This window comes from Shewanella sairae (assembly GCF_023283535.1).
Lineage (GTDB): Bacteria > Pseudomonadota > Gammaproteobacteria > Enterobacterales > Shewanellaceae > Shewanella > Shewanella sairae.
Window position 1 is genome coordinate 1 of sequence record NZ_JAKILT010000029.1, and the last position, 25013, is coordinate 25013.

The window sequence follows — 25013 nt, forward strand, 5'->3', positions numbered from 1 at the left end:
ACATCCGAGTCGTTAGTGAGTACATTACCGGTTGCAACTTCATCTTCTGCAATGGTGTTGCTGTCATTGACTAATACGCTCGCATCATCAACCGGAACGACTTCAAGTGTTAATGTGGCAGTTGAGCCGGTATTGGTGGTATAAGTGATAATCGGAACGGTGCCGTTCCAGTTATCATTGGGCGTGAAGGTGTACGATCCATCTTCATTGATGAGTAGTTCGCCACCCTCAAGATCAATAGTCGTACCAGCGGCATGGGTTTCACCGTTTACCTCAAAACTCACAACTGTAAGTGTATTATCTACATCCGAGTCGTTAGTGAGTACATTACCGGTTGCAACTTCATCTTCTGCAATGGTGTTGCTGTCATTGACTAATACGCTCGCATCATCAATCGGGACGACTTCAAGTGTTAATGTGGCAGTTGAGCCGGTATTGGTGGTATAGGTGATAATCGGAACGGTGCCGTTCCAGTTATCATTGGGTGTGAAGGTGTACGATCCATCTTCATTGATGAGCAGTTCGCCACCCTCAAGAGCAATAGTTGTACCAGCGGCATAGGTTTCACCGTTTACCTCAAAACTCACAACTGTGAGTGTATTATCTACATCCAAGTCGTTAGTGAGTACATTACCGGTTGCAACTTCACCTTCTTCAATGGTGTTACTGTCATTGACTAATACACTCGCATCATCAACCGGGACGACTTCAAGTGCTAATGTGGCAGTTGAGCCGGTATTGGTGGTATAGGTGATAATCGGAACCGTGCCGTTCCAGTTATCATTGGGTGTGAAGGTGTACGAGCCATCTTCATTAATGAGCAGTTCACCACCATCGAGAGCAATAGTCGTACCAGCGGCATGAGTTTCACCATTTACCTCAAAACTCACAACTGTGAGTGTATTATCTACATCCGAGTCGTTAGTGAGTACATTACCGGTTGCAACTTCACCTTCTTCAATGGTGTTGCTGTCATTGACTAATACACTCGCATCATCAACCGGGACGACTTCAAGTGCTAATGTGGCAGTCGATCCAGTATTTGTGGTGTAAGTAATAACTGGAACGGTACCGTTCGAGTTATCATTGGGCGTGAAGGTGTATGAGCCATCTTCATTAATGAGAAGTTCGCCACCATCGAGATTAATAGTTGTACCAGCGGCATAGGTTTCACCGTTTACCTCAAAACTCACAACTGTGAGTGTATTATCTACATCCGAATCGTTAGCGAGTACATTGCCAGTCGCTATGGTATCTTCAGCCACAGTTTTGCGATCATTTAATGCAATTGTTGGGTTATTAACAGAGTCGATGGTTTCTGAATTATTTCGGGGCTCCTCTGTTTGTACAAATTGCGGCCCTATCGTATCAAACCCCGCATTCGCAAGAGTTTCGTTTCCCGTTCGACTTACAGATACATAGTCTCCACCTTCATTTGCTGTTCGGGATACTTCACCTGCAGCTGTGTCAGGAAGGTCTGTTGTAGGATCTTTGCCATTTAATATTTTAGCTTGTAGAGATGCGGTTTGATCTTCATGGACCGTTTCCATTAGCTCAGCTGTTTTTGGGGGCTCACCACTAACTGACGAGGTATTCGCCAGCTCATATTGCGAGGTTTTAGTACCATCATTGTATTGCAATACAAATGTTGTGCCCGCAGAAGTACTATAAACACCGTCTTGAGTTAAGGTGTCGCCAATTTTAAGAGACGTTTTATCACCTTGTTCATTACTTGTGTTTATGGCACCAGAAAGCTCAAGAACTTTGGCATCCTGCTTTGGAATAAATTTATCCATCATAAAATTCTCTAACTATCTCATCCATGAGCGAAATGAAGGATTATCAGCGCTTAATCATTTTTTATTTTTGCACTGACAGTACAAATTCTGTACTGAATTGAGCCGTTGTCAAATTAGGGGGAAGTCAAGTGAGGTTAAAGGATTTTATGGCTTTTTATATTTATCAGGCTTAACTGTTTTTTATCAGTTGCTTAAAAGATAAGGGGAGATGTATTGCTTATATTGATATAACTAAAGGCCGAGTAGAGTCCGGCCTTTAGTTTAAAAAGGTATAAATCTTAGCTTAATTTGGCTGCGTTACGTCTAGTTTGTAACGCTCGACTAAGTTCGCCCAAATGTTCTTGGGCATCCGCTAGCGCATGCAGATTATCTTTATCGTCTTTGAGGTAACAAGCTTTTTGCCACCAGATTTTAGCTTGGTGGTGGTCATGATTTTGTTGATACAACTTGGCGATACAAATTTGATAGTCGACATTATTTTCATATTGACTATCTAGCGCCAATAATTGCTTTTTCGCTTCAACATCAGCAGGTGTAATGACTTCTGCCAAAGCATTAAATATTGCCTCAGAAGCTGAATATTTTACCTGCTTTATGAGTAATTTTATTGCTTCAGCTTTACGTTCGAATCGGCTTAGACCAATGGCGTAAAGTGCTATGTATTCAGCTTGTTTTCTCTCAGCTCTAGTAAGCCAGTGCCAGCATTTTTCCAGCTCTTGCTCGTTTGATTTTGCTGCTTCAGTTAATAACGCGATATTAGTTTTTAGCGATAATGCATTAAACGCATCTTTTTTTAAAATATGTTTTTTACCGATAATTGGTAGCAGTAGTTTAAGCGCTTGCCAATCTTGCTGAGCTTGATAAAGCTCAATGGCCAGCTTAAGTACTGGAAACTTACTCTTGCTGGTTGGATTTAGTTTATCGAGTTCTTCTCTTGCGGTGACTAAGTCACCTTGCTGCAATAAATAACGAGTACGCGTTGTACTGACTGCTTTAACCGCTAAAGGTTCTAACTGGGCTTTTGCTAAGTATTCATCGCGGGCTTGGTGGTTATTTTGGTGATGGGCTGCACGAGCGGCGGCTAATAGGTTTAACGCTGGAAGCTCACCTTTTTCAGCCCCTTTTGCCATCGCTTTCTCTGCTGCTGGCCAGTTTTCTTCTGCTAATGCGAGAGCACCTAAAAGTGTGTGTTTTCTAGCAGCTTTTCGACGCCACCTTTCAGGTAAATAACGGCTGTTAAGGACTAAATTAAACAGCCAAACCACTACAAACTCAACCAGTTGTAATAAGCTGTAAAATATAATTAGCGCAATAACAGCAAAGACAATGCTGGTCTCAACTTGGTATTCACCAATGGCCAAATATAGGTAGCCTTTGCTACCCACCAGAAAAGGGCTAATGCATAAGCCCAATAAAATAATGATGAGATAAACGAGGGCGCGGATCATTATTGCCCCTCCTCAGTCATTAGGTTGCCATAAGTCACTAACTGATTTAGTAGGTTAGAAGACTGGAAGCGGTCAATACTGCTTGACTGAATTTTCAATGTTTCTAGCGCATCTAAAGTGGCTAGAGTGTCAGTAGTTTGCTGGTCTTTAAGATCAAAATATTGATATATCCACTTTCTCGCAAGCTTAATAGAGTTACGGTAATTCACTTGATCTTGACGATATAAAGCCAATTGCGCCTGTAGTAGTTTGTTCTTAGTATTTTCAACTAAGTACCATTGTTGATCTGGTTCTAATAATGGTGCAGCATCAGTTGTGCGCTTTCTTACGATAACAAAGTCGTCAATTAGTGCTTGCCAAGATTTAGCTAAATTAGATTGCCAATCATCAAGTGAATCACTCACTTGGGTATCGGCAAGTTCTTCAGCCGAAAAGTGGGTTTCAGCACGATTTAATGGCAATGTATCAAGGTTATCGATAATCGAATCTAAGGTCAGCACAGTGCCTGAAATATCGGTGTTTTTAACCGCTGCAACCGCAGCGATATCTTTCGCTAATGCTTTTCTTAGCGGCATTAGCGATGGATCGCGCATTGACTTGATGCGCTCATCAGCAGCCTTGAGTAGGCTTGTTGCTGTGCTCGGGTCTTTCTCTAACCACAGCTTTTGGCCTGCTAATCTAACGAGGTATTTAGCTTCTTCGGCGCGCCAGTGATTAGGGTTACGCTGAGCAATAATAGACACGCGTTCTTCAAGTTGAGTTTGTTGCTCAAAGCTCTGAGCCATGGCTAAATCTACATTAGACTTGAATTGGTTTTGCTGTTGCTCAAGCATGGTAATACGTTGATTGGGTTCAACTAACGCAGCTTGCAGTTTTTGGTTGAGCTTTGCTGATTCTGCCTGCTGCATTTGTAATTGCTGGTAGAGGTAATACCCCCCCGCAACTGCAGAAAAAGTGACTATCAGCAATAGGAATAAAGTGATGATAGTGCCCCAAGGCGTATTTTTATTTTGCGCAGTGTCTGATGGCGCCGTATGTTCGCTGCTAGTTGGTTGCGGTTCAGGTACTGCCGCTGACTGGGGTTCGACAACGGGCTGCGCTGCAACTGTTGGCTCAGTTGTAGGCTCTGAAGCGCTGGCATCAGTGTTCTTGGTTTCCATTAAACAGTCCTTGAAAGCTATGGTTCTGCAGAAAGAGCGAGTATGAGCTTAGCGGCGAACTAGTTTTGAAATAACACAGCCAACATAGCATTGGTGTTAGCGGCTTTGGCATTACTAATATGCACGAGACCGAACGCTTTTGCTTTTTCATATACTCGGGAGCTTGGCACTATAATATGACAAGTTTGCAACCAAGCAAATAGCTCTTTTGGTACTGTTTTAACGAGGTTATCGAGTATTTCGCCACTGGTAATGATAATAGTGTTAATACCGAAGCTTCGCCATTGTTGGCAAATACTGGCTGTATCGATAGCTGGGCAACCACGTTTATAGGTTTCCCAATAGCCAAGTTTAGCGCCTCGTTGGATTAGCTCGGTAGCCAAATCTTCACGACCTCCCAGACCTCTAACAATGACAATATGTTTGTCCTGAATTTGGCTCAGCGAGTCTAGGGTTAATAAGCCTTCGGTTTGTTGGCAATCTTCAGGGGCTTTTTCTGCATTAATGCCAATCTGTTTTAAAGCTGCGTAAGTCGCATCACCAACGGCAAGGTAGTGAGCAGATTGAGGCCATTGATGGTTAATTGCTTGAGAGGCAAAAGTCACTGCATTGGTGCTAATAAAAATAATAATATCGGCTTGCTTTAATACCGTATCTATTTGCTCAGCATCAAGATTTGAAGTGGGTTGTACGTTTAAAAGGGGTGTAACAAAGTAAGAGACGTTGCGTTGTGTCAACGCCTCTACCATCAACTGATTGCGCCCTTCAGGGCGCGTCAGTAAGACTTTCATGCTAATTACGCGTTTGCGTACACAGCATCAAGAATGGTTTTTGCACCTTTCTCGAGCAGTTCTTCAGCTAGTGCAACACCAAGCTTTTCAGCGTCAGCAGTGCTGCCAGTTGAAGAAGCTGTGATGATTTGGCTGCCATCTGGGTTACCCACTAAACCACGTAGGCTTAATGTATCACCGTCGATCTCAGCGTATGCACCAATTGGTACCTGACAACCGCCTTCAAGACGAGTGTTCATCGCACGTTCTGCGGTAACGCGCATACGTGTTTCAGTGTGTTCAAGTGGTGCAAGTAACGCTTTAACACGAGCATCATCAGTACGACATTCAATACCTACAGCGCCTTGGCCGTTAGCGGGTAGAGATTGCTCAGCAGAGATAAAGCTAGCGATTCTTTCTTCAAGCTTTAGACGCTTAAGGCCTGCTGCTGCAAGAATAATGGCATCGTAGTTACCTGCATCTAGCTTAGCTAGACGGGTACCAACGTTACCACGTAGATCTTTAATCACTAGATCTGGACGTGCAGCACGGATTTGGCATTGACGACGTAGGCTAGAAGTACCAACAACAGCGCCTTGTGGCAAATCTTCAATTGTTTTGTAGGTATTTGATACGAATGCGTCGCGCGGATCTTCACGCTCACAAATCACTTCAAGACCTAGACCTTCTGGAAACTCAACAGGCACGTCTTTCATTGAATGCACTGCGATATCAGCTTGGCCTTCAAGCATAGCCACTTCAAGTTCTTTAACGAACAAACCTTTACCACCCACTTTAGCAAGTGGTGTGTCTAAGATGATGTCGCCTTTAGTGCTCATCGGCAGTAATTCAACCGTGAGACCTTCGTGGATTTTTTCCAGCTCGGCTTTCACAAATTCGGCTTGCCACATGGCAAGAGGGCTCTTACGTGTTGCGATACGGATTAGATTTTGAGACATGCACGGTATTCCATCTTAGAACTTATTTGCGCCAATGCTAACATTGCCAGAATATAGATGTAACATTCTGTTGTTGATTCTTTGAAGTCTACCCAGTTCTACCTAGGTTAAAAAGTGTGATCAAGATCGCATTTACTTGCTGTGAGTGCTTTTGCCGTATAAATTAGTGGGTAGTTATCTGCGTTTTAGGGACGGCACTGTTGCCAGAAGAACTTGATAAACTTGAGCAAGCGGCTCATAGATTAGATGTCATTAGATACGCGAGATCGATAGCATTATTGTCGCCGTTAAAGCGCTACCTTTTGCGGCTTATCCCAGTTTTTATCCATTACCACATGCCTAAATTACCTGGTTATAACGGTCCGTTGACCCCTTGTGGGGTTGTGGACTATGAACCTGTGCCCGAGACCATAGAAGCGTGTGACACGCTTAATATTGATTTTAGCAAACTCACTTCCGTGTCAGCTCCCTTAATAGAAGGGATTTATAGTATGGGGAGTACGGCCAGTTTTGGTCAGAACCCACAAAGTGATATTGATGTATGGCTAGTGCATAGCGCGCAATTGAGTAAAGGGGCTTGTGAACTACTTGCCAATAAAGTGGTGCTGTTAACTCAGTGGTTTGCTCAGTTTGATTTAGAGGTTAACTTTTACTTGGTGCATCCAGAGCAATTTGTTCGTGAGCAAGGAGAGCAAACCGATTTTTATAATTGCATGGGTCAAGAGCATAGTGGCAGTGCGCAACACTGGTTGTTACTTGAAGAGTTTTATCGCAGTCAGTTTCGACTAGCTGGTAAACCTATTGCGTGGTGGCCGAATGCGACTATCAATCCAAGGTTATTATCTTTAGGCGATCCAGTTTCGCTTCCGGCAAGTGAGTATTTTGGCGCCTCACTTTGGCAATTATATAAAGGGGTAGAAAAGCCCCATAAAGCATTGTTAAAGGTGCTATTGCTTGAGGCGTATGCCAGCGAATACCCGAATACTCAGCTGGTCAGCGAGCGTATCTGGCAACATACCTTAGAGGGAGATTTCTCATCGGCGAATGATGCGTATTACTTGTTATATGAAGCGATAGAGTCATATTTGTTAAAGCGAGGAGAGAGAAGGCGATTAGAGCTAACTCGACGTTGTTTTTATTTAAAATGTGGCGTTAAGTTAAGCTTGCATGATCAACCTATAGACTGGCGTTACTTTAAGATGCAAAAGCTGGTTGCTGATTGGAACTGGTCAGAAAGTTTATTGAAAACTTTAGATGACTGTGAAAACTGGCATTGTGGTCAGTTGCAATGGTTTAACGAACAACTTAAAGAGCTGATGCTGGGAAGTTATCGCACCTTACTGCAATTTGCATCGACTCAGAAGCTGAGTGAAAGCTTACGGATCTCCGAGCTTGGTTTACTTACCCGTAAATTGCATACTTATTTTAGTGAAGATATACATCAAATAATGAGGCTTAACTCCTTGTGGAGTAAGTCTATATTGGAGCCATGTCTATCGATCATATATAGCACGCAAGATAAATCTTATTATCTTTATCGTTGCTCTCCTAATCCGAAGAACTTTCTTGAGCATAGCGCGGTATTTCACTCTAAAAGTAAAGCAAAGCTATTGGTATGGGCTAGCCTAAATGGGATTGCTGACATCAAAACACGTTGGTATGAAGTGCGGCAAAGTAAACGTAAATCACTTTACTTAACTCAGGCGGCAAATCGGCTTGATGGCTTGGTGAATAATGCATTCACCAAGGTATCTAAAATGGCACTGTATCAACCTTGGCACTTTCGTAAGCTCGTTTTCCTCTTAAATTTTAATAGCGATCCAACTGAGAGCTGGTCAGGGCAAGATATTATGGCTGATTACATGAATAGTAACGTGTTCTCTATCGGCCGTAGTCACCGCAATATGGTCGACTCAATCGATGTGATTAGCCTTAACAGCTGGGGCGAGTGGCATTGCCATCATTTTGAAGGGGAAAAGAGCATTCTCGATGCGCTGTCGTTTGTAACTCCCGGGATGAAGCGCGCTAGCGCGGAAGTGTCAGTAGAGGTTATCAGTTGTTCGCTTAAGTTGCGCTCGCAAACCGAGCGCACAGTAAAAGACTTATTGTATCGAGCGGTAAGGCTTAGTCGTCAAGCGCAAAGCTCAACAACATTAGGTTATGCGCTGCAGGTAGGAAAACTACGCTATGGCTTATTTTTTAATAATCGAGGCATGCATTACGAGAACCTTAGCGACGCTAAATCTTTTTATCAGCAACTGTCGCAGCGCAAATTACTGGAGTTACCGAGGCCGACCTTAGGTGATGAGCCGTTTGCCAAACTGCCAGCTGTGATTCAGGACTATGCGGCCAAAGGCGCGATTCAATATTTCTTGCGTCAACGCAAGCAAGGTTTAGATGTGTTTATTTTAGATGAAGCTAATGAGCTGAATCATTATGTGCAGCAGGGCACAGATGTGGATGCGTTAGTCAATAAACTCAGCCATTACCATACTTTTGAAGACCCACAATTGACTAAAGATAACTTCAACTTACCGCAATTTTTTAAATTAAAGCGGGTAAAAGGGGAGCTAACAGCTGTGCCATTTGGCGTGACCCATGAGTCATCTGAGGTGGATTTTTAAAGTCTCAAACCACTAGAAACAATAAAAGGGAGCGCTGCTCCTTTTCAAACGTCTAACCGCTAAGTTAAATATCTAGCTTTAATCCGCTTTGCTTAAAGATAGATTCAACCACAAACGGCATAAATTCATTACCATTGCGCTCGTCCATCCATTTACCGTCAACATAAGCAAAGTGATAACCACCAAACTGAGTTGCTAACCAAATCTCATGCAGGGGTTCTTGCTTGTTCATTACGATTGTTGAAGTACCGTTGAACTCTAATTGCAGTACATTGCCAGAGCCATCAACATCGATATCGGCATCTTGCTCGTCAATTAGCACTTCTAATGCGTTATCAATTGTTTGAAATATCTCATCAACCAATTGATGAAATTCGAAATCTGTTATAGCCATGCTAATTCTTCCTCAGATTTAGGTAATACCAACATCTTACCAATCACTAGCCTGATTACCAATCACATTAATTTTGTGGTTAATCGAAAGCTAATTAATTTTATCAATCTCGAAAACAAGTAAATCATATATATTTTAATGGTTTGCCATGTTTATGGCACTTGAATGTTTGCGCTGCTTATGTGGGTAAATGATGATTTTTTTTGTGCTTGTGGCATTTTTTATAACCAACTGCTGATTTATGTTAATTAACTCAAGCGAAATGAGTGCTTCTTGGTCGAGATATTATGCAATAAAGCCCCGATATAAATGCGTTAGAGGGTTGACGCATAGCGGACTTGTCTGCAAACATCAGGATTAACAATTTTAGCCGTATAGCAAGCGTGGGTGCTATTGCTGCAAGGGTCACCTGATGTTGAAAAAAATGAGACTGTTTTTGCTGGTAGGGCTTGGTAGCCTAGTACTGTTGGGCTGTGGGCAAAAAAGTGCGTTATTTAGAGCGCCGCCACAGGAAGTTAATCAGCAGGCAACTGATAAGCAGGTGCCTGACGCAGAGCATGAGCAAAGCGAACAAAACAAAAAGGACTAAAGACGTTGGATCACTTTTTATATCAAGCAGATGAGCTTTATGCGGAGCAGTGCCAAGTTGCCGAACTCGCAAAACAGCATGGAACACCGCTGTATATATATTCTCGCGCAACGCTAGAGCGTCATTGGCACGCTTTTGATAACGCGGTGAGTGATCATCCACATCTTATTTGTTATGCGGTAAAAGCAAATTCAAATATAGCTGTGCTTAACGTGCTAGCGCGCTTAGGCAGTGGTTTTGATATTGTTTCTGGCGGCGAGCTATCACGGGTAATAGAAGCTGGCGGCGATCCAGCTAAAGTGGTTTTCTCTGGCGTCGGTAAAACGGTCGCTGAGATGGAAATGGCGCTTAACCTAGGCATTTATTGCTTTAATGTTGAATCTGCTGCAGAGCTTGAGCAGCTAAACCTAGTGGCTTTGCGTCTGGGTAAAGTAGCGCCAGTGTCTTTGCGGGTTAACCCTGATGTCGATGCAGGCACTCACCCTTATATCTCAACCGGTTTAAAAGAAAACAAGTTTGGTATCGCCATGGAAGAAGCCGAGGCTATTTTTGCTCGCGCTAACGAATTACCAGGTCTTGCTGTTAAGGGCGTTGATTGCCATATCGGTTCCCAACTAACCGAGATTAAACCGTTTTTAGATGCTATGGATCGCATGTTGGCACTAATTGATCGCCTAGCAGAGCAAGGGATCAAGATTAAACACTTTGATGTGGGCGGTGGACTCGGAGTGACTTACGACGATGAAGTACCACCTCAGCCTGATGTGTATGCGGCAGCGCTGCTTGAGCGTCTGGGTGATCGCGATCTGAAACTGATCTTTGAACCGGGCAGAGCGATTGCGGCTAATGCCGGGATCTTTGTTACTCAAGTACTGTATCTAAAAGAAAACAGCGATAAGCGTTTTGCGTTAGTTGATGGCGCAATGAACGACTTGATCCGCCCATCACTCTACAGTGCATGGCAAAAGATCATTCCTGTGATCGAGCGTGCAGGTACAACACACAACTATGATGTGGTTGGCCCAGTTTGTGAAACCGGCGACTTTTTAGGTAAAGATCGTCAATTGAACGTGCAAGCGGGTGACTACCTTGCGGTGCGTTCGTCAGGTGCCTACGGCTTTACGATGGCTTCGAATTATAACTCACGCCCACGCGCAGCCGAAGTGATGGTTGATGCAGATAACGCTTATGTCATTCGAGAGCGAGAAAAAGTCGCTCAGTTATGGCAAGGTGAGCAGATCCTGCCGTAAACTAGCATAATACTAAGTAGCGGATCTTGAGATCCGCTATTGATACTTTTTAAGGATGTCCCCTTGATCCAATTCACTAAGATGCATGGGTTAGGCAATGATTTTATGGTCGTCGATGGCGTCACACAGAATGTGTTTTTCTCGCCAGATCAAATTAAGCGCTTAGCCGATCGGAATTTTGGTGTGGGTTTTGATCAGTTATTACTGGTTGAGCCGCCCTACGATCCCGATTTAGATTTTCATTATCGCATCTTTAATGCTGACGGTAGCGAAGTAGAGCAATGCGGCAATGGCGCACGCTGTTTTGCACGGTTTGTGCGTAATAAAGGTTTAACGCATAAACATAAAATTCGCGTAAGCACTTCATCGGGTAAGATCACTTTACGCCTTGAGCGCGACGGTAAAGTCACAGTTAATATGGGCGTGCCGGTACTCGAACCAAGTAAGATCCCATTTACTGCCAAGAAAGTAGAAAAAACCTACTTGCTGTTGGCTAATAGCGGCACTTATCTGTGTGGCGCGGTTTCCATGGGCAACCCACATTGTGTGATTGAAGTGGATGATGCAGCAACAACTGATGTGGATACCATAGGCGCAGAGCTGACTAATCACGAGCGTTTCCCTAAAGGCGTTAATGTTGGCTTTATGCAGGTGGTTAACTCTGGTCATATTAAACTGCGGGTGTATGAACGCGGCGCAGCGGAAACCTTAGCTTGCGGCACAGGCGCTTGCGCTGCTGTGGTTGTCGGCATTCAACAAGGTAAGTTAGATCGCAATGTGCAAGTTGATCTTCCAGGTGGCACATTGATGATCAACTGGGACGGCGAAGGCAAACCTTTATGGATGACGGGGCCTGCAGAGCATGTTTATGATGGGCAGATCGCACAATGATCGATAATCCAAATTCAAACGCCCCTTTTGACGAGATCTTGATCCGCGAATATTTGCTGGATAATCCAGATTTTTTTAGTCGCTATCCAGAGTTATTACTGGCGATGCGCATTCCTCATGCACAGCGTGGCGCGGTGTCGTTAGTTGAACGCCAGCAAGAAAGCTTGCGTCAACGGGTGCGTCAATTAGAGGAAGAGATCACTGCGCTATTGGCTATGGCATCACGTAATGAGCAGATCTACATGTTTAACAGCCGATTATCTATGCAGCTGCTAAAATGTGAAGACATGGGCGACTTACGCCAAGTCTTGTCTAATGGGCTAATCGAGCAATTTCAGTTTAGTCACGTTAGGCTAATCACAGTGCATGATATCGACAGTGAACTGTCGCAGATCTGGAGCAAACGTTTAGATTCTGGCTATTACTTTGGTCGTTTAACCAATGAAGAATCCAAGCGCTTGTTTGGTACTGAAGTGGGCTCTGTAGCACTTTCTCGTTTATCTAAAGAGTGCGGTCAGGTCATCTTTGCCATCGCTAGCCAAGATCCAATGCACTTTCATCCAGAAATGGATCACCTGCTGTTGTCGCAGCTGAAACAATTACTCGATCACCAGCTGACAAAAATCTAATCGCGAGGCGATATGGCTGATAAAGCGTTAGCAGACTTTGAACGATATTTACGTACCGAGCGCCAAGTGTCGGCTTATACGGTGCGTAATTATTTGTTTGAACTTAATCGGGTTGCCAAACTGTTTACTGAAACAGACTCATGGTTAACGCAGCAGCACGATTCTTTGCAGGCTGTTCTGGCTAAGTTACACCGCAAAGGCCTTAGTCCCCGTTCACTTTCACTGACGTTATCTTCACTTAAACAGTTTTACGAGTTTTTACTGCGTGAGCAGCTTATCAAAGTGAACCCGGCGATTAGTCTTAGTGCGCCTAAGCAAGGCAAGCCTCTTCCTAAGAATATGGATGTTGATTCAGTGACTCATCTGCTGGAAATCGACACCAACGATCCCTTAAGTTTTCGCGATAAAGCCATTATGGAACTGTTCTATTCTTCGGGTTTACGCCTAGCAGAACTTGCAGCGTTAAATGCCGCTGATATTCAGTTTTCACAGGCGCAAGTCAAAGTGCTCGGTAAGGGCAGTAAAGAGCGAATTGTGCCGATTGGTAAATTGGCACTGCAAGCGATAACTCAATGGTTGGATATCAAGCGCGATATTCCTTGTGAAGATGATGCCCTGTTTGTTACCGCTAAAGGCAAGCGTTTAGCGCACCGCAGCATTCAGGCGCGTTTAGCTAAGTGGGGCCAAGAGCAGGCTATCGGCATAAAAGTGCATCCACATAAACTGCGGCACTCGTTTGCGACGCATATGCTTGAGTCCAGTGCCGATCTGCGCGCGGTGCAAGAGTTATTAGGCCACGCTAACCTGTCGACCACACAAGTTTATACCAGCTTGGATTTTCAGCATCTGGCTAAGGTTTACGATGGTGCGCACCCAAGAGCGAAGAAAAGAGGTCAGTCTTAATGAATATCTTTATTCGGCCGCAAGCTTTTGAGGCCATAAGTTTTGATTTAGACGACACCCTTTATGACAATCGACCGGTTATTGTTGCGGCTGAAAAGGCGCTACAGAATTTCCTGCAGCAACATTATCCGAAAGCAGTCGCGTGGCAATTTGATGATTGGCGTGCGCTCAAATCACGTATGCTGCGTCGCTCTCCAGAGCTACGTCACGATACCAGTAAAGCAAGGTTGCAGATGCTAGAGCTGGGATTAAATGAGCTTGGGTACGATACAGAAACCGCCAAAGTAGGTGCTAAAGCCGGGCTGGCACATTTTGCGCTGCACCGTAGTCATTTTAAGGTGTCTGCTGAAGTAATCGAGTTATTAGCGCAGCTTAAGCAAAAGTACCGCTTAGTTGGCATTACCAATGGCAATGTTGATTATCAACGCATTGGTTTAGGTGGCGTATTTGAGTTTGTACTGCATCCAGGTCTAGGTTATCCGCAAAAGCCTGCAGCAGACATGTTTGAGTTGGCTGCAAGCAAATTAGCCTTACCCTTAGATAAAATGCTGCATGTAGGCGATAGCGCTAAAAGTGATGTCGATGGCGCAAGAGCGGCAGGCTGCCAAGCTGTGTGGTTAAATCCAGGTTTTGGTGTCAGTTCAAAGTCGCTAGCGACTGGGCAACTGCCGCATATTGAAATCTCGTCAGTCATGCAGTTACGTCAGCTAGTCTAGTTTTACGAATTGTTAATGCGCATTGTATTAGTAAGGCTCACTTAGGTGAGCCTTTTCGTTGTTGATGCCTAAACCCTAGCATTGGCTCTAAGCGGTTAGCGCTAACGCCTTTGGAAACAGAATATTGTTCTCAAGATAGATATGCTGTTTTAAGTCTGCTTCAAACTCTGCCAAGCTGGCATAGCAAACTCGCCAAGTGGTGCAAGCGTGCGCTGGTGGTTGAAAGTCATTTGTTAGCTCACGTATCTTTTCAAAGATCTGTAATGCATCATCATGCTCATGCAGCATGGCATTAATAGGGTTACCAATGTGGCCAAAGCAATTTTGCATCTCAACTTGGTTGTGTAGGCCTAAAATTGCCGGAAACAGAATTTGCTCTTCTTTCATCAGGTGCGGCATTAAGTCTTCGACGAGTGCACGGATCCAGCCTGCCAAGGGTTTGATTTCAGCATGCTTCTCACCATGAGCGCGAACCATTTTTTGGCTGTACTCCACAAGTAAAGGCGCTTTATCCCTTACAAATGTATGGTGCGTTGCTTCAATATAGTTAAGTAAATCAGGTAGAGGCAGTTGATCTAAACCTGGCTGCTTATCGCCTTGGCTATCGAGTGCCATTAAGTCTTCAAGTAAGGCTGTTTCATCTGCATCAAAGCGCTGAATTGCCCGTGCTAATGAGATCCCACCGCCACAACAAAAATCAATACCGTGCTGACTAAACAAATGTGCGCTGCGAAAATCATTTGCGACTAATTCACCAACGCGACAGGCAAGCAGTTGCTCTTTTGCGTGCAGTGATTCTGGCTGAAATATATTTGGTTGAGACATTGGTATCTCCAAGGCAAGTGTGACGCTAAATTTACATGTATATTATTTACATCTTTTGGGTGGTTCAATTATTACTTGAGTAAAATGCTCGGGTAATCACACTTTTCGCTGTAAATTAACTCGATAGAGGTAGGGGGGGGGAAGGGGAAATTGGTTGCTATAGGTGTGGGCTCATCGATGTTTTTGAAACTTTTTTATACAGAGAGCGGATTAAGATTTATAAACGCATAGTGTTTTAATTTTGATTAATTTAAACTAGCCAGCATCAAAGTGATACGAGTGCGCAATAAAGTCAGTCATGTACGTTATTAAAAATAAAGGTAATGCTGCGGCCTAATGTCGAGCTTATCGCGTTTTATCCGAGCAATATTCATCACCTCTCCAGCTAAGTTGGGGCGGATGTTGTTGATCGTGATTTTAACGATGCAATCTATGGTGACGATGGCTGATGACTGCAGTTCGTCCCACGATGATTGTGGCAGTGACGCAAGCTATATTGTTGAGCAAAGTAATAGCGCCGACAAGCAACCACAATGTGATGAAGTTGCAACTGTCAGCCATGTAGATGATGACTGCGCTGAATGCAGTAATAATTGCTGCTCATGCTGTATGACCTTGATGCACCCTGTTACCGCATTAACATCTATGACGGCAAGCCCAAATAGCCACCTTTTTGCTTTTAGCTCTACCTCTGTTGAATCCCCTTATTTCGCTTTCTTGCGCCCGCCTAAAGCCTTAATCGTTTAATCAAAATTTTATTCATTTAGCGAGCTTTTATCTGCTGGCTGAAGATCTGTTAGACCTCTTTTGGATTTAACTAACAGCTCTGTATTTTTTGTATTAAATCGAGGCTTATTCTCTGATGTTTTATAATACTTATGCTGGCAACGACGCCTTAAAAATGGCGATGCGTTGTCTTTGGCGAGGGCTGTTTAGCACTCTCGTTATCATTACTCTGTTATTTGCAGCGCCCTTGCTCGCCAAGGCTGAAACGCAAACAGGTACGCTGTCGTTAACCACGGTTATTGAACGGGTTCAACAGCAACACCCATCCCTTAAAGTGTTTGAATTTAGAGCTAAGGCTCTTGATGGTACGGCGCAAACCCAAGCGCTAACAACGGGTTTTGAAATCGGCTTTGATGCTGACAATATTGTGGGAAGCGGTGAGTTTCAAGGTATCGAAAGTGCGGAGTTTAGCGTGTCTTTATCATCGGTGATTGAGCTCGGTGATAAACTGGATGCCCGCAGCGGTATTGTGAGTGAGCAACGTGCGCTATTAGATGCTGAGCAAAAAATTGCTGCTTTAAACGTACTCGCAGAAGCGACTCGCCGTTATATTGATGTATTAGCGGCGCAGTCTCAACTAGAGCTTGCCATTGATTCATTACAGCTTGCCGAAGAAACACAAACGGTTGTGGCTAAGCGCGCTCAAGCCGGGGTAACTCCGGACGCGGAAGTCAAACGTGCTCAAGCGGCGGTGTTTAATGCAAAACTGGTTGCCGAAACTCAACTGCAGCAGCTCGATTACGCTAAATTAGCTTTAAGCATGATGTGGGGCGAATCTCAGGTCGGCTTTGATTCGTTGCAAGGCAACTTGTTTGCCTTTAGTGATGATGTCGCGCTCGAACCACTATTCGAGAAGGTAAAGTACAGCCCAGCGATCACTGCTTATTTAACTCAGGCACAGCTTAAAGAGGCTGAACTGCGTTTTGCCAAAACCCAGTCGAGCACTGATATTAGCTGGTCGGTTGGTGTTAAACAGTTTCAACAAACTAATGATATGGCATTGACCGCTGGCTTCAGTATGCCGCTGTTTAATGCTGAGCGAAATACTGGCGAAATCCTTTCTGCTCAAGCGGCAAAAGAGCAAGTGCTGGCTAACCGAGAAGTCGCTTTATTAGAGCTTTATGGTCAGTTATATCGCGCCTATGCCAGCCGCAAGCAGGCAATGGTGACGGTTAACCGTTTGCAAGCGAGTGTTATTCCTACCTTAACCTTAGCCCTTGAAGATACCAAACGCGCTTATGAGCAAGGCTTGTACAGCTATCTTGATTATTTAACTGCACGTGAAGAGCTGTTATTTGCTCGTCGAGCACTGATTGATGCTGCGGCCTCAGCGCTGCGTTATGGCGTCGATATAGAGCAACTGATTGCTGAGCCATTACCTGCTTCACAACATACTTTCTTTAATGACTTTTCCGATCCAGCAGACTTTTCTAATGCAGCTAAAGGACACACAAAATGAGCGCTAACACATTAACTAAACTTTCTCTCGTTCATCTTGCTGTGACTGCGGTTATTACAGCTTGTATGCTTGTGACACCAGTGCATGCCTCTGATGACCACGCTCATGAGCATCAACAGCACACTGAGCGCCATGACGAACATGGTCATGATAAGCACGATGATGAGCATGGACATAAGGATGAACATGGTCATGATAAACATAATGATGGTCATCAAGACGAACATGATGGTCACGGTGATGAGCATGGCGATGAACACGGTCATGACGAGCATGAAGAGGGCAAGGTCCACATTACTGCAGAGCAGATGCTGCGCTCTGGCATAGCGACTCAATTAGCCCAAGCTGGGGATATTAAACAAACTGTTACCGTATATGGCCGAGCAATCTTGCCTGAAGCAGCTAGCAGTCAAGTTAGAGCCCGTTTTGCCGGTTTAATCACTCAAGTGAAAGTTAACGTAGGCGATAGGGTCACAGCGGGGCAAATCATCGCTGAGGTTGAGTCTAATTCAAGCTTAAAGCGTTACGCAATTAAAGCGCCTATCTCCGGAGTGGTGGTTGAACGTAATGCCAACGCTGGCGAGATGGCAGCAGATAATGTGCTGCTAAGCATTATAGATGACAGCCGCCTGTGGGCTGAATATCAAATCTTTCCTGCACAAATGCGCAGTATTGCGGTTGGTCAGGAGTTACTGATCTCAGCCACACAGCAACAAGTTGAATCTAACATCAAGTACCTATTGAGCGCACCAAAAGGCGAGCTATACCAGCTTGCACGTGCACCGCTTGATAATACTAACGGCCAATGGCCGCTAGGCAGTTTAGTCTCAGGTTATGTCACTCTGAGTAAACAAGCCGTTGGTTTGATGATAGAAAACTTAGCGGTGCAGGAAATGGAAGGTCAACAAGTGATATTTGTGCGCACTGCAGAAGGTTTTGAAAAACGTGTGGTTGAGCTAGGATTGCGTGATAGCCAAATGACAGAGGTGTTGTCAGGGCTAAGTGCTGGCGAAGAATATGCGGTGCAAAAGAGCTTTTTGTTAAAAGCGGATCTTGAGAAATCAAGCGCTGGCCACGTTCACTAAAGGAGACGACAATGATTGAATCTATATTGCGTCTCTCGATTGATAGACGCTGGATGATGATGTTCCTTGCCATGCTGCTTGTTGCAGTAGGCTTGTGGAGCTATCAAAAACTACCTATTGATGCTGTACCAGATATTACCAATGTGCAGGTACAAATTAGTACTCGCGCAGAAGGTTACTCACCGCAGGAAACTGAGCAGCGAATTACCTATCCGATCGAAAATGCTTTGATGGGGATCCCTAAGCTTTCTTATACACGCTCACTATCGCGCTATGGTTTATCGCAAGTGACAGTGGTATTTGATGAAGGTACAGATCTGTACTTTGCCCGTAACTTGATCAATGAGCGTTTAAATGCGATCAAGGGCAAGTTACCCAGTGATATTGAGCCGGAGATGGGACCGATCTCCACCGGTCTCGGTGAGATCTACATGTACACCATTGAAGCGTTGCCTGATGCCAAACAAGCTGATGGCAGTGAGTTTGATGCAACCGCGCTTAGAGAGATCCAAGACTGGATCATTAAGCCGCAGTTAGCTCAAGTGCTGGGTGTTACAGAGATCAATACCATTGGTGGTTACGATAAGGAATACCATATCACACCATTACCAACGAGCATGCTGCAATACGGCGTGTCTTTGGTTGATATCAAGCAGGCATTGCAAAGCAGTAACAATAACCGCGGCGCAGGCTTTATTGAACGCGAAGGGCAACAGTTAACTGTGCGCTCTGCTGCGCAGCTAAAAACCATCAGCGATATTGAGCAAGTGGTTATTAAGCATATTGATGGCGCGCCAATCTTTATAGCTGATGTAGCAGAAGTGGGTATTGGTAAAGCGCTGCGTACCGGTGCGGCAACTCGTGACGGCAAAGAAACCGTACTTGGTAGCGCAATGATGCTGGTGGGTGAAAACTCACGTGAGGTATCACTCGCTGTGGCGGCAAAGCTAGAAGATATCAAAGCATCGCTACCAGATGGCATAAAAGTAGAAGCGGTTTACGATCGCACCACTTTGGTCGATAAAGCGATTTATACGGTACAGAAAAATCTAGTTGAGGGCGCGCTGCTAGTTATTGTAGTGCTGTTTATTCTGCTGGGTAATGCACGAGCTGCGTTAATCACTGCTGCGGTTATTCCGTTAGCGATGCTCGCCACGATGACAGGTATGGTGCAAGCTGGTGTTTCGGCTAACCTTATGAGCTTAGGTGCTCTCGATTTTGGTTTGATTGTCGATGGTGCGGTGATCATAGTTGAAAACGCAATCCGCAGACTCGGCCATGCACAAGCGCAAAATGGTGGTCAGGTATTAGGGCGTAAGCAGCGTTTGCAGGTGGTGTTTGCTGCCACTAATGAAGTGATCCGCCCAAGCTTATTTGGTGTGCTGATCATTACCGTGGTCTACATTCCGCTGTTTAGCTTAACCGGTGTTGAAGGCAAGATGTTCCACCCAATGGCGGCAACCGTGGTGATGGCATTGCTAGCTGCGCTAGTGCTATCGTTAACGCTAGTGCCTGCCGCTGTAGCACTGTTTATGACGGGTAAAGTGACGGAAAAAGAGAGTCGTGTTATTACCGCCACTAAATCAGTTTATAAGCCGTTACTTATTGCGGCGATGAAACTGCGTTGGTTGGTACTTGGTGCAGCAATGGCGTTAGTGGGCTTCTCTATCTGGTTGGCAACAACCTTGGGATCGGAATTTATTCCGCAGCTCAATGAAGAAGATATCTTGCTGCAGGCGATCCGTATTCCAGGCACAGGTCTAGAGCAGTCGGTAGATATGCAGATGCAGTTAGAAGATCGCATTAAGCACTTCCCGCAGGTGTTAAATGTATTTTCTAAGATCGGTACCCCTGAAGTGGCTAACGATCCTATGCCGCCAAATATTGCCGATACTTTTATTATGCTTAAGCCGCGTAATGAGTGGCCTAACCCTAAGATGAGTCACGACGCTTTAGCTGCGGATATTGTTGACGCTGTTTCTGGGCAACCGGGTAATAACTTTGAGCTGACACAGCCAATTGAGATGCGTTTTAACGAATTGATCTCAGGTGTGCGCGCCGATCTGGGGATTAAAGTTGTCGGCGATGATCTCGAACAGCTATTAGCTTCAGCTAACGCGATCCATGAAGTGCTAGAAAAGATCGATGGTGTTGCGGATCTGCAAGTTGAGCAAGTCACTGGTTTACCTATGCTCACGATCCAACCTGATCGTATGGCATTGGCTCGCTTCGGGTTAACAGTGGATCAGTTACAAGACTTTGTCGCAACGGCAATCGGTGGCGAGCAAGCTGGTACTATCTTTGAGGGCGATCGCCGCTTTAAAATGGTGGTGCGTTTACCTGAAGCAATCCGCCAAGATGTAGAGCGCTTGCATGAGCTACCTATAGTGTTGCCATCAGGGCAGTATGTGCCGTTATCTGAGGTGGCGACGCTAGACATCGCACCATCGCCTAATCAGATCGGCCGTGAAAACGGTAAGCGCCGCATTTTGGTTACTGCTAACGTCCGTGGTCGCGATTTAGGTACATTTGTTAGTGAGGCTAAACAGCAAATTGTTACAGAGGTAGATATTCCGGCGGGTTATTGGCTTGAATATGGCGGTACCTTTGAGCAATTAGAATCGGCGAGTCAGCGCCTATCGATTGTAGTGCCATTAACGCTAGCGCTCATTCTAGGTTTGTTAGTGATGGCCTTTAGCTCGGTCAAAGATGCGCTAATTATCTTTACTGGTATTCCACTGGCTTTAACTGGCGGGGTAATTTCTCTGTGGCTACGAGATATGCCGCTGTCGATATCAGCAGGCGTAGGTTTTATTGCACTCTCAGGTGTGGCGGTGCTTAACGGCTTAGTGTTGCTGAGCTTTATTCGCCAGCTTTATCAAGAGAAAGGCGAGCTAATGTCTGCAATTATCGATGGCGCGCTTATCAGACTGCGTCCAGTATTGATGACAGCCTTAGTCGCAGGTCTAGGTTTTGTGCCTATGGCACTGAATATAGGCACTGGTGCAGAAGTGCAGCGCCCAATTGCCACAGTAGTGATTGGCGGAATTATCTCATCGACCATTCTGACCTTGTTCGTGTTGCCAATTTTATATCGTATGGCGCACCAGCGTGGTGAGAATAAACACAAAGTTTCTGATGAGGCGGCGACTATCTAAGAGTTAACTCTTATCGCTAAAGAGCGACACAAATTGCTGGTCGCTCTAACTTAGCGTGAAGCTTGGTTGCAAAAGTAGGAGTTCAGTCCGCCAGTAAAACAAAAGCCCTGCATTGCAGGGCTTTTTTATGACTTCTAGATTGTGCCGATAGTACGTTTTTACTTACTTTGGGTCATCAGCCAGTTACTTAGTAAGCGTACGCCATGGCCTGTACCGCCAGCAGGAGTTACACCCACATCTTTTGCCGCCAATGCACTCCCCGCAATATCTAAATGCGCCCACTTAGTGTCGCCAGTGAACTGCTGTAAGAATACAGCTGCAGTGGTAGCCCCTGGGCCACCAAAGCCGGCGTTCTTCAGATCTGCAATTGGGCTTTTAAGTAAGTCATCGTATGCAAGTGGTAAGCGCCAAAGCTTTTCATCTACTGCTTTGCCAGAGAAAGTGAGCTCATCGACTAGAGTATCGTCGTCACTAAATACCGCAGTGTAGCGTTTACCGAGTGCGCGAACTTTAGAGCCGGTTAGGGTGGCAACATCAACCATAACTTGTGGCTTGTAGTATTCACGGGCGTACCACATGCCATCGGCTAAGATTAGGCGACCTTCTGCGTCGGTATTCAGTACTTCAACGCTTAAGCCTTCGGCTGTCATTAATACGTCGCCTGGGGCAAGTGCAGTTTCTGATACCATGTTAGCGGCCATTGGCATTACGGCAACGACGTTAACGTCGGCTTTTTGTAGTGCCATAGCCTTAACCGCACCAAGTACTGCAGCCGCTCCTGCCATGTCAGACTTCATGCGTGAGATAGAGTCGCCAGATGCCTTAATGTTGTAACCACCAGAGTCGAACGTGATACCTTTACCTACAAGCGCGATTGGGGCGTCGTCATTGCCTTCCCAGTGGGCAACTACTAGGCGAGAGCCTTCTAGAGAACCACGCCCAACAGCATGCAGTGCGCCCATACCTAGTTTGGCGATTTTCTTAGGCTCAAGAATGGTAATTTTAACGCCGAGTTTTTTAAGCTCCTTTGCTGCATTGGCAAAGTCTACCGGTGTCATTTCAGTTGGGGTTTCAGAGGTTAAGTCGCGGGCTAAGAATACGCCTTGCTCAATAGCTGCTAACTGAGTGTATAGCTTGTCAGTCGTTTTTGAATTGCTCACGTTCACTGTGTAATTCTTTTCGGCAAGCTTCTTTTCTGAGAAATACTTATCAAACTTATACGCACGCAGGTTAATGCCGTGAGCAAGCTCTGCAGCGAAGCTAGCGTTGCTGGTGGCATCGCTAATGCCATCGGTCAATACTTGAATGTCTTTTATTTCAATACCGTTAAAATGAGCAGTAATTTCTGCGCCAAGCTTATTCACTTCACCGGGAGTCAGCTCTGCTTGCTCACCTACACCGATCACTACAAGGCGCTTAGCATCAATGCCAATAGGCATTAAAATCTCAACGATTTGTTTCTTTTCGCCAGTGAACTCTTGCAGGGCTAGCGCATTGCTAATTTGCTGCTTTGATTGTTTATCTAGCTTACTAAGCGCGCTTGATGCTTGTTCGCCCGCTTGGAAGACCACTAAGGTGTCGATGTTGTTAGCTTGCTTTTCGACAAAATCAAATGTTTCAGCATTTGCAGAGAAGTTGGTTAATAGACCTAGGCTTAATGCACTGCTTAATAGGGTTTTCTTAGTTAGCATAATGTCCTCTATCGGGATTTAGTTCTGCGGTCATGTTTGCAAATATGCCGCAGCTTTAATTGTTGTAATGATACTGATTCTTCAATCTGCACTATGAGCCGTGCTCATGCTTTGTTGAGTCGCGGCGGGTGGTGCAATTTATCACTTTTCGAGTTAACAACTAAGTTAAAACTTGTTAGAAATTGTCACATGGTTTGCGAGTCTACAAGGTGAAAATTAGCCGAAGCTGAAAGCGCTGCATGGTTTGAGGTTTATTTGCTTGATTTACAAATGGAATGAATGCGATTTTTGATGGGGGCAATAGAAATAGCGGGGTACATATGAGGGTACATATAAAAGCAAAACGGGCCCTCAATTACTTGAGAGCCCGTTTTAATACAACACGTTAAGACGTTAGTCTTAGTTCATGCCGTAGAGTACGACTGGCTGTTTTGAGTGGTTTTCAATTGTCTTTTTTTTGCGGTATTTTTTCTTATTTATCAATAGCTAAAGATATTTTCGTGTCTTCATTGGTATTGGTGGGTTTTGGTTCCTATGGTTACATGGGGGTACATATGGGGGTACATGGAATTGGCCGTATTCCCACCCAAATGAGCCAAGATATCATGCTGTACGAAACTAGTTTGCGGGCACTAAATGGCAAGCATCAACCTCAATCTATCGAGCTTGCCGATGGTAAGGGTTTAGGTGTGCGAGTGTCTAAACTAGGGAAGATTCGTTTCCAGTACCGTTACAAAATCAATGGCAAAAATAAGCGCATGGATATTGGCGCTTACCCAGATTTATCACTCAGGCATGCTAGGGATGTTGCTGATGAGTGCCGCTCTTGGTTGGCTGAAGGCCATGACCCTAAAATAAAGCGCTGCATGGGTAGAGAGAAAACGCTAACGCCAGTGACAGTTAAGCAAGCGCTAGAGTATTGGATTGAGAATTATGCTAGAGATAATCGCGCTAATGTCGACAGAAATATCGCCCAATTTGAAAGGCATATATACCCCTACATTGGCCACTTCCCACTAGAGCAAACAGAGACTCGCCACTGGATTGATTGTTTTGACCGTATTCGACGTGGCATTGCTGGTAGACAAAAGCCCGCGCCTGTCGCTGCTGGACAAATTCTACAAAATGCCAAACAAGCATTACGCTTTTGTCGAGTAAGGCGCTATGCCATTAGTCGCGAACTGGATGATTTGATTGCTAGCGATGTGGGTAAAAAGCAACAGAAGAAAGATAGAGTGCTGACCGATGTTGAGTTGTACGACTTGATGGGCTCAATTGCAAACCGCAAAGGCACCTTTTATATGCGCTACCTATGTCGTTTACTCATTATTTTTGGCGCTCGCACACAAGAGCTAAGGTTATCGACCTTTGATGAATGGGACTTAGAGTTAAATCTATGGACAGTTCCTAAAGCGCATAGCAAAACCAATACGATTATTGTTAGGCCAATTCCCGCTAAAGTTAAGCCAATTATCGAGTTTTTATATAAACGCCATGGCGACTCTGGTTACCTTCTTGGCGAGCTAAAAAGTGGTGAGTCCGTTAGCGGTGCGGGTAGCTTAATCCACAAACGCCTTAAGCATAAAGAGTCTTGGTCATTGCATGACTTGCGAAGAACCTTCACGACCAAACTAAACGATTTGAGCGTAGCGCCTTATGTGGTTGAACAGCTGCTCGGTCACTCGTTAGGTGGCGTTATGTCTATCTATAATCGCAGTCAATATCTACCTGAGAAGTTAACTGCGCTTAATATGTGGTGTGAATGGTTAGAACTGCTAGTTAATCCTGCTGATAATGTTGTACTTATTGGCTCTGCGAGATACGGGTAACACTTCACTTTCCAAACGAACTCTCTTCTATAGCGTCATCTTGCCTCA

The 25013-nt window shown here is 44.8% G+C and carries 20 protein-coding genes; 12 read left to right on the forward strand and 8 right to left on the reverse strand.

The genetic code is table 11. From position 1 onward, the window contains the following. The 5 genes from L2748_RS13140 to hemC all read right to left on the reverse strand — a co-directional run. The coding region (locus tag L2748_RS13140) for a retention module-containing protein (protein ID WP_248957706.1) at window positions 1–1799 on the reverse strand (1799 nt) is incomplete at its 3' end. A 278-nt stretch (window positions 1800–2077) separates the two neighbouring features. Further along, the gene (locus tag L2748_RS13145) at window positions 2078–3247 is read right to left on the reverse strand and encodes a heme biosynthesis HemY N-terminal domain-containing protein (protein WP_220780424.1); all 1170 of its coding nucleotides are present in this window, start codon (window positions 3245–3247) and stop codon (window positions 2078–2080) included. Next, window positions 3247–4407 (reverse strand): uroporphyrinogen-III C-methyltransferase, encoded by a 1161-nt coding sequence (locus L2748_RS13150; RefSeq protein WP_220780423.1) that lies wholly within the window; start codon window positions 4405–4407, stop codon window positions 3247–3249. Before L2748_RS13150 ends, L2748_RS13145 begins: the two co-directional genes overlap by 1 nt. A 59-nt stretch (window positions 4408–4466) precedes the next feature. After that, window positions 4467–5198, reverse strand: coding sequence for a uroporphyrinogen-III synthase (locus tag L2748_RS13155; RefSeq protein WP_220780422.1), 732 nt, complete (start codon window positions 5196–5198; stop codon window positions 4467–4469). Window positions 5199–5203: 5 nt separating this feature from the next. Beyond that, window positions 5204–6136 (reverse strand): hydroxymethylbilane synthase, encoded by a 933-nt coding sequence (gene hemC / locus L2748_RS13160; RefSeq protein WP_220780421.1) that lies wholly within the window; start codon window positions 6134–6136, stop codon window positions 5204–5206. A 200-nt stretch (window positions 6137–6336) separates the two neighbouring features. On the opposite strand from hemC, the gene L2748_RS13165 reads away from it, so the two are divergent. Beyond that, complete coding sequence (locus L2748_RS13165) at window positions 6337–8760, forward strand: class I adenylate cyclase (protein ID WP_220780420.1); 2424 nt, start codon at window positions 6337–6339, stop codon at window positions 8758–8760. 64 nt (window positions 8761–8824) lie between these two features. On the opposite strand, the gene cyaY is transcribed toward L2748_RS13165, so the two are convergent. Further along, the gene (cyaY, locus tag L2748_RS13170) at window positions 8825–9154 is read right to left on the reverse strand and encodes an iron donor protein CyaY (RefSeq protein WP_220780419.1); all 330 of its coding nucleotides are present in this window, start codon (window positions 9152–9154) and stop codon (window positions 8825–8827) included. A 412-nt stretch (window positions 9155–9566) separates the two neighbouring features. Between cyaY and L2748_RS13175 the strand changes: the two genes are divergently transcribed. The 6 genes from L2748_RS13175 to L2748_RS13200 all read left to right on the forward strand — a co-directional run bounded on the left by L2748_RS13175 (window position 9567) and on the right by L2748_RS13200 (window position 14132). Beyond that, entirely contained in the window at window positions 9567–9743 is a 177-nt protein-coding gene (locus L2748_RS13175; protein ID WP_220780418.1) for a hypothetical protein, read from the forward strand. 5 nt (window positions 9744–9748) lie between these two features. Beyond that, window positions 9749–10993, forward strand: coding sequence for a diaminopimelate decarboxylase (gene lysA, locus L2748_RS13180; RefSeq protein WP_220780417.1), 1245 nt, complete (start codon window positions 9749–9751; stop codon window positions 10991–10993). 63 nt (window positions 10994–11056) lie between these two features. Then, entirely contained in the window at window positions 11057–11884 is an 828-nt protein-coding gene (gene dapF / locus L2748_RS13185; protein ID WP_220780416.1) for a diaminopimelate epimerase, read from the forward strand. Continuing rightward, window positions 11881–12513, forward strand: coding sequence for a DUF484 family protein (locus tag L2748_RS13190; RefSeq protein ID WP_220780415.1), 633 nt, complete (start codon window positions 11881–11883; stop codon window positions 12511–12513). The genes dapF and L2748_RS13190 overlap by 4 nt, the downstream gene beginning before the upstream one ends. A gap of 12 nt (window positions 12514–12525) precedes the next feature. Then, complete coding sequence (gene xerC / locus L2748_RS13195; RefSeq protein WP_220780414.1) at window positions 12526–13416, forward strand: tyrosine recombinase XerC; 891 nt, start codon at window positions 12526–12528, stop codon at window positions 13414–13416. Continuing rightward, window positions 13416–14132 (forward strand): HAD-IA family hydrolase, encoded by a 717-nt coding sequence (locus L2748_RS13200; protein ID WP_220780413.1) that lies wholly within the window; start codon window positions 13416–13418, stop codon window positions 14130–14132. The genes xerC and L2748_RS13200 overlap by 1 nt, the downstream gene beginning before the upstream one ends. An 87-nt stretch (window positions 14133–14219) precedes the next feature. On the opposite strand, the gene ric is transcribed toward L2748_RS13200, so the two are convergent. Next, complete coding sequence (gene ric / locus L2748_RS13205; protein ID WP_220780412.1) at window positions 14220–14957, reverse strand: iron-sulfur cluster repair di-iron protein; 738 nt, start codon at window positions 14955–14957, stop codon at window positions 14220–14222. 336 nt (window positions 14958–15293) lie between these two features. Between ric and L2748_RS13210 the strand changes: the two genes are divergently transcribed. From L2748_RS13210 to L2748_RS13225, 4 genes are all read left to right on the forward strand, one after another. Further along, on the forward strand, window positions 15294–15704 hold the full coding sequence (locus L2748_RS13210) for a hypothetical protein (RefSeq protein ID WP_220780411.1): 411 nt from the start codon (window positions 15294–15296) through the stop codon (window positions 15702–15704). Window positions 15705–15819: 115 nt separating this feature from the next. After that, the gene (locus L2748_RS13215; protein WP_220780410.1) at window positions 15820–17202 is read left to right on the forward strand and encodes a TolC family protein; all 1383 of its coding nucleotides are present in this window, start codon (window positions 15820–15822) and stop codon (window positions 17200–17202) included. After that, entirely contained in the window at window positions 17199–18287 is a 1089-nt protein-coding gene (locus tag L2748_RS13220) for a biotin/lipoyl-containing protein (RefSeq protein WP_220780409.1), read from the forward strand. Before L2748_RS13215 ends, L2748_RS13220 begins: the two co-directional genes overlap by 4 nt. A gap of 11 nt (window positions 18288–18298) precedes the next feature. Then, entirely contained in the window at window positions 18299–21445 is a 3147-nt protein-coding gene (locus L2748_RS13225; RefSeq protein ID WP_220780408.1) for an efflux RND transporter permease subunit, read from the forward strand. 158 nt (window positions 21446–21603) lie between these two features. Here the strand turns inward: L2748_RS13225 and L2748_RS13230 are convergent, their stop codons facing one another. Beyond that, window positions 21604–23136, reverse strand: coding sequence for a leucyl aminopeptidase (locus L2748_RS13230; RefSeq protein WP_220780407.1), 1533 nt, complete (start codon window positions 23134–23136; stop codon window positions 21604–21606). Between the two features lie 500 nt (window positions 23137–23636). On the opposite strand from L2748_RS13230, the gene L2748_RS13235 reads away from it, so the two are divergent. Next, on the forward strand, window positions 23637–24965 hold the full coding sequence (locus tag L2748_RS13235; RefSeq protein ID WP_220780406.1) for a tyrosine-type recombinase/integrase: 1329 nt from the start codon (window positions 23637–23639) through the stop codon (window positions 24963–24965). Window positions 24966–25013: the final 48 nt, after the last annotated feature.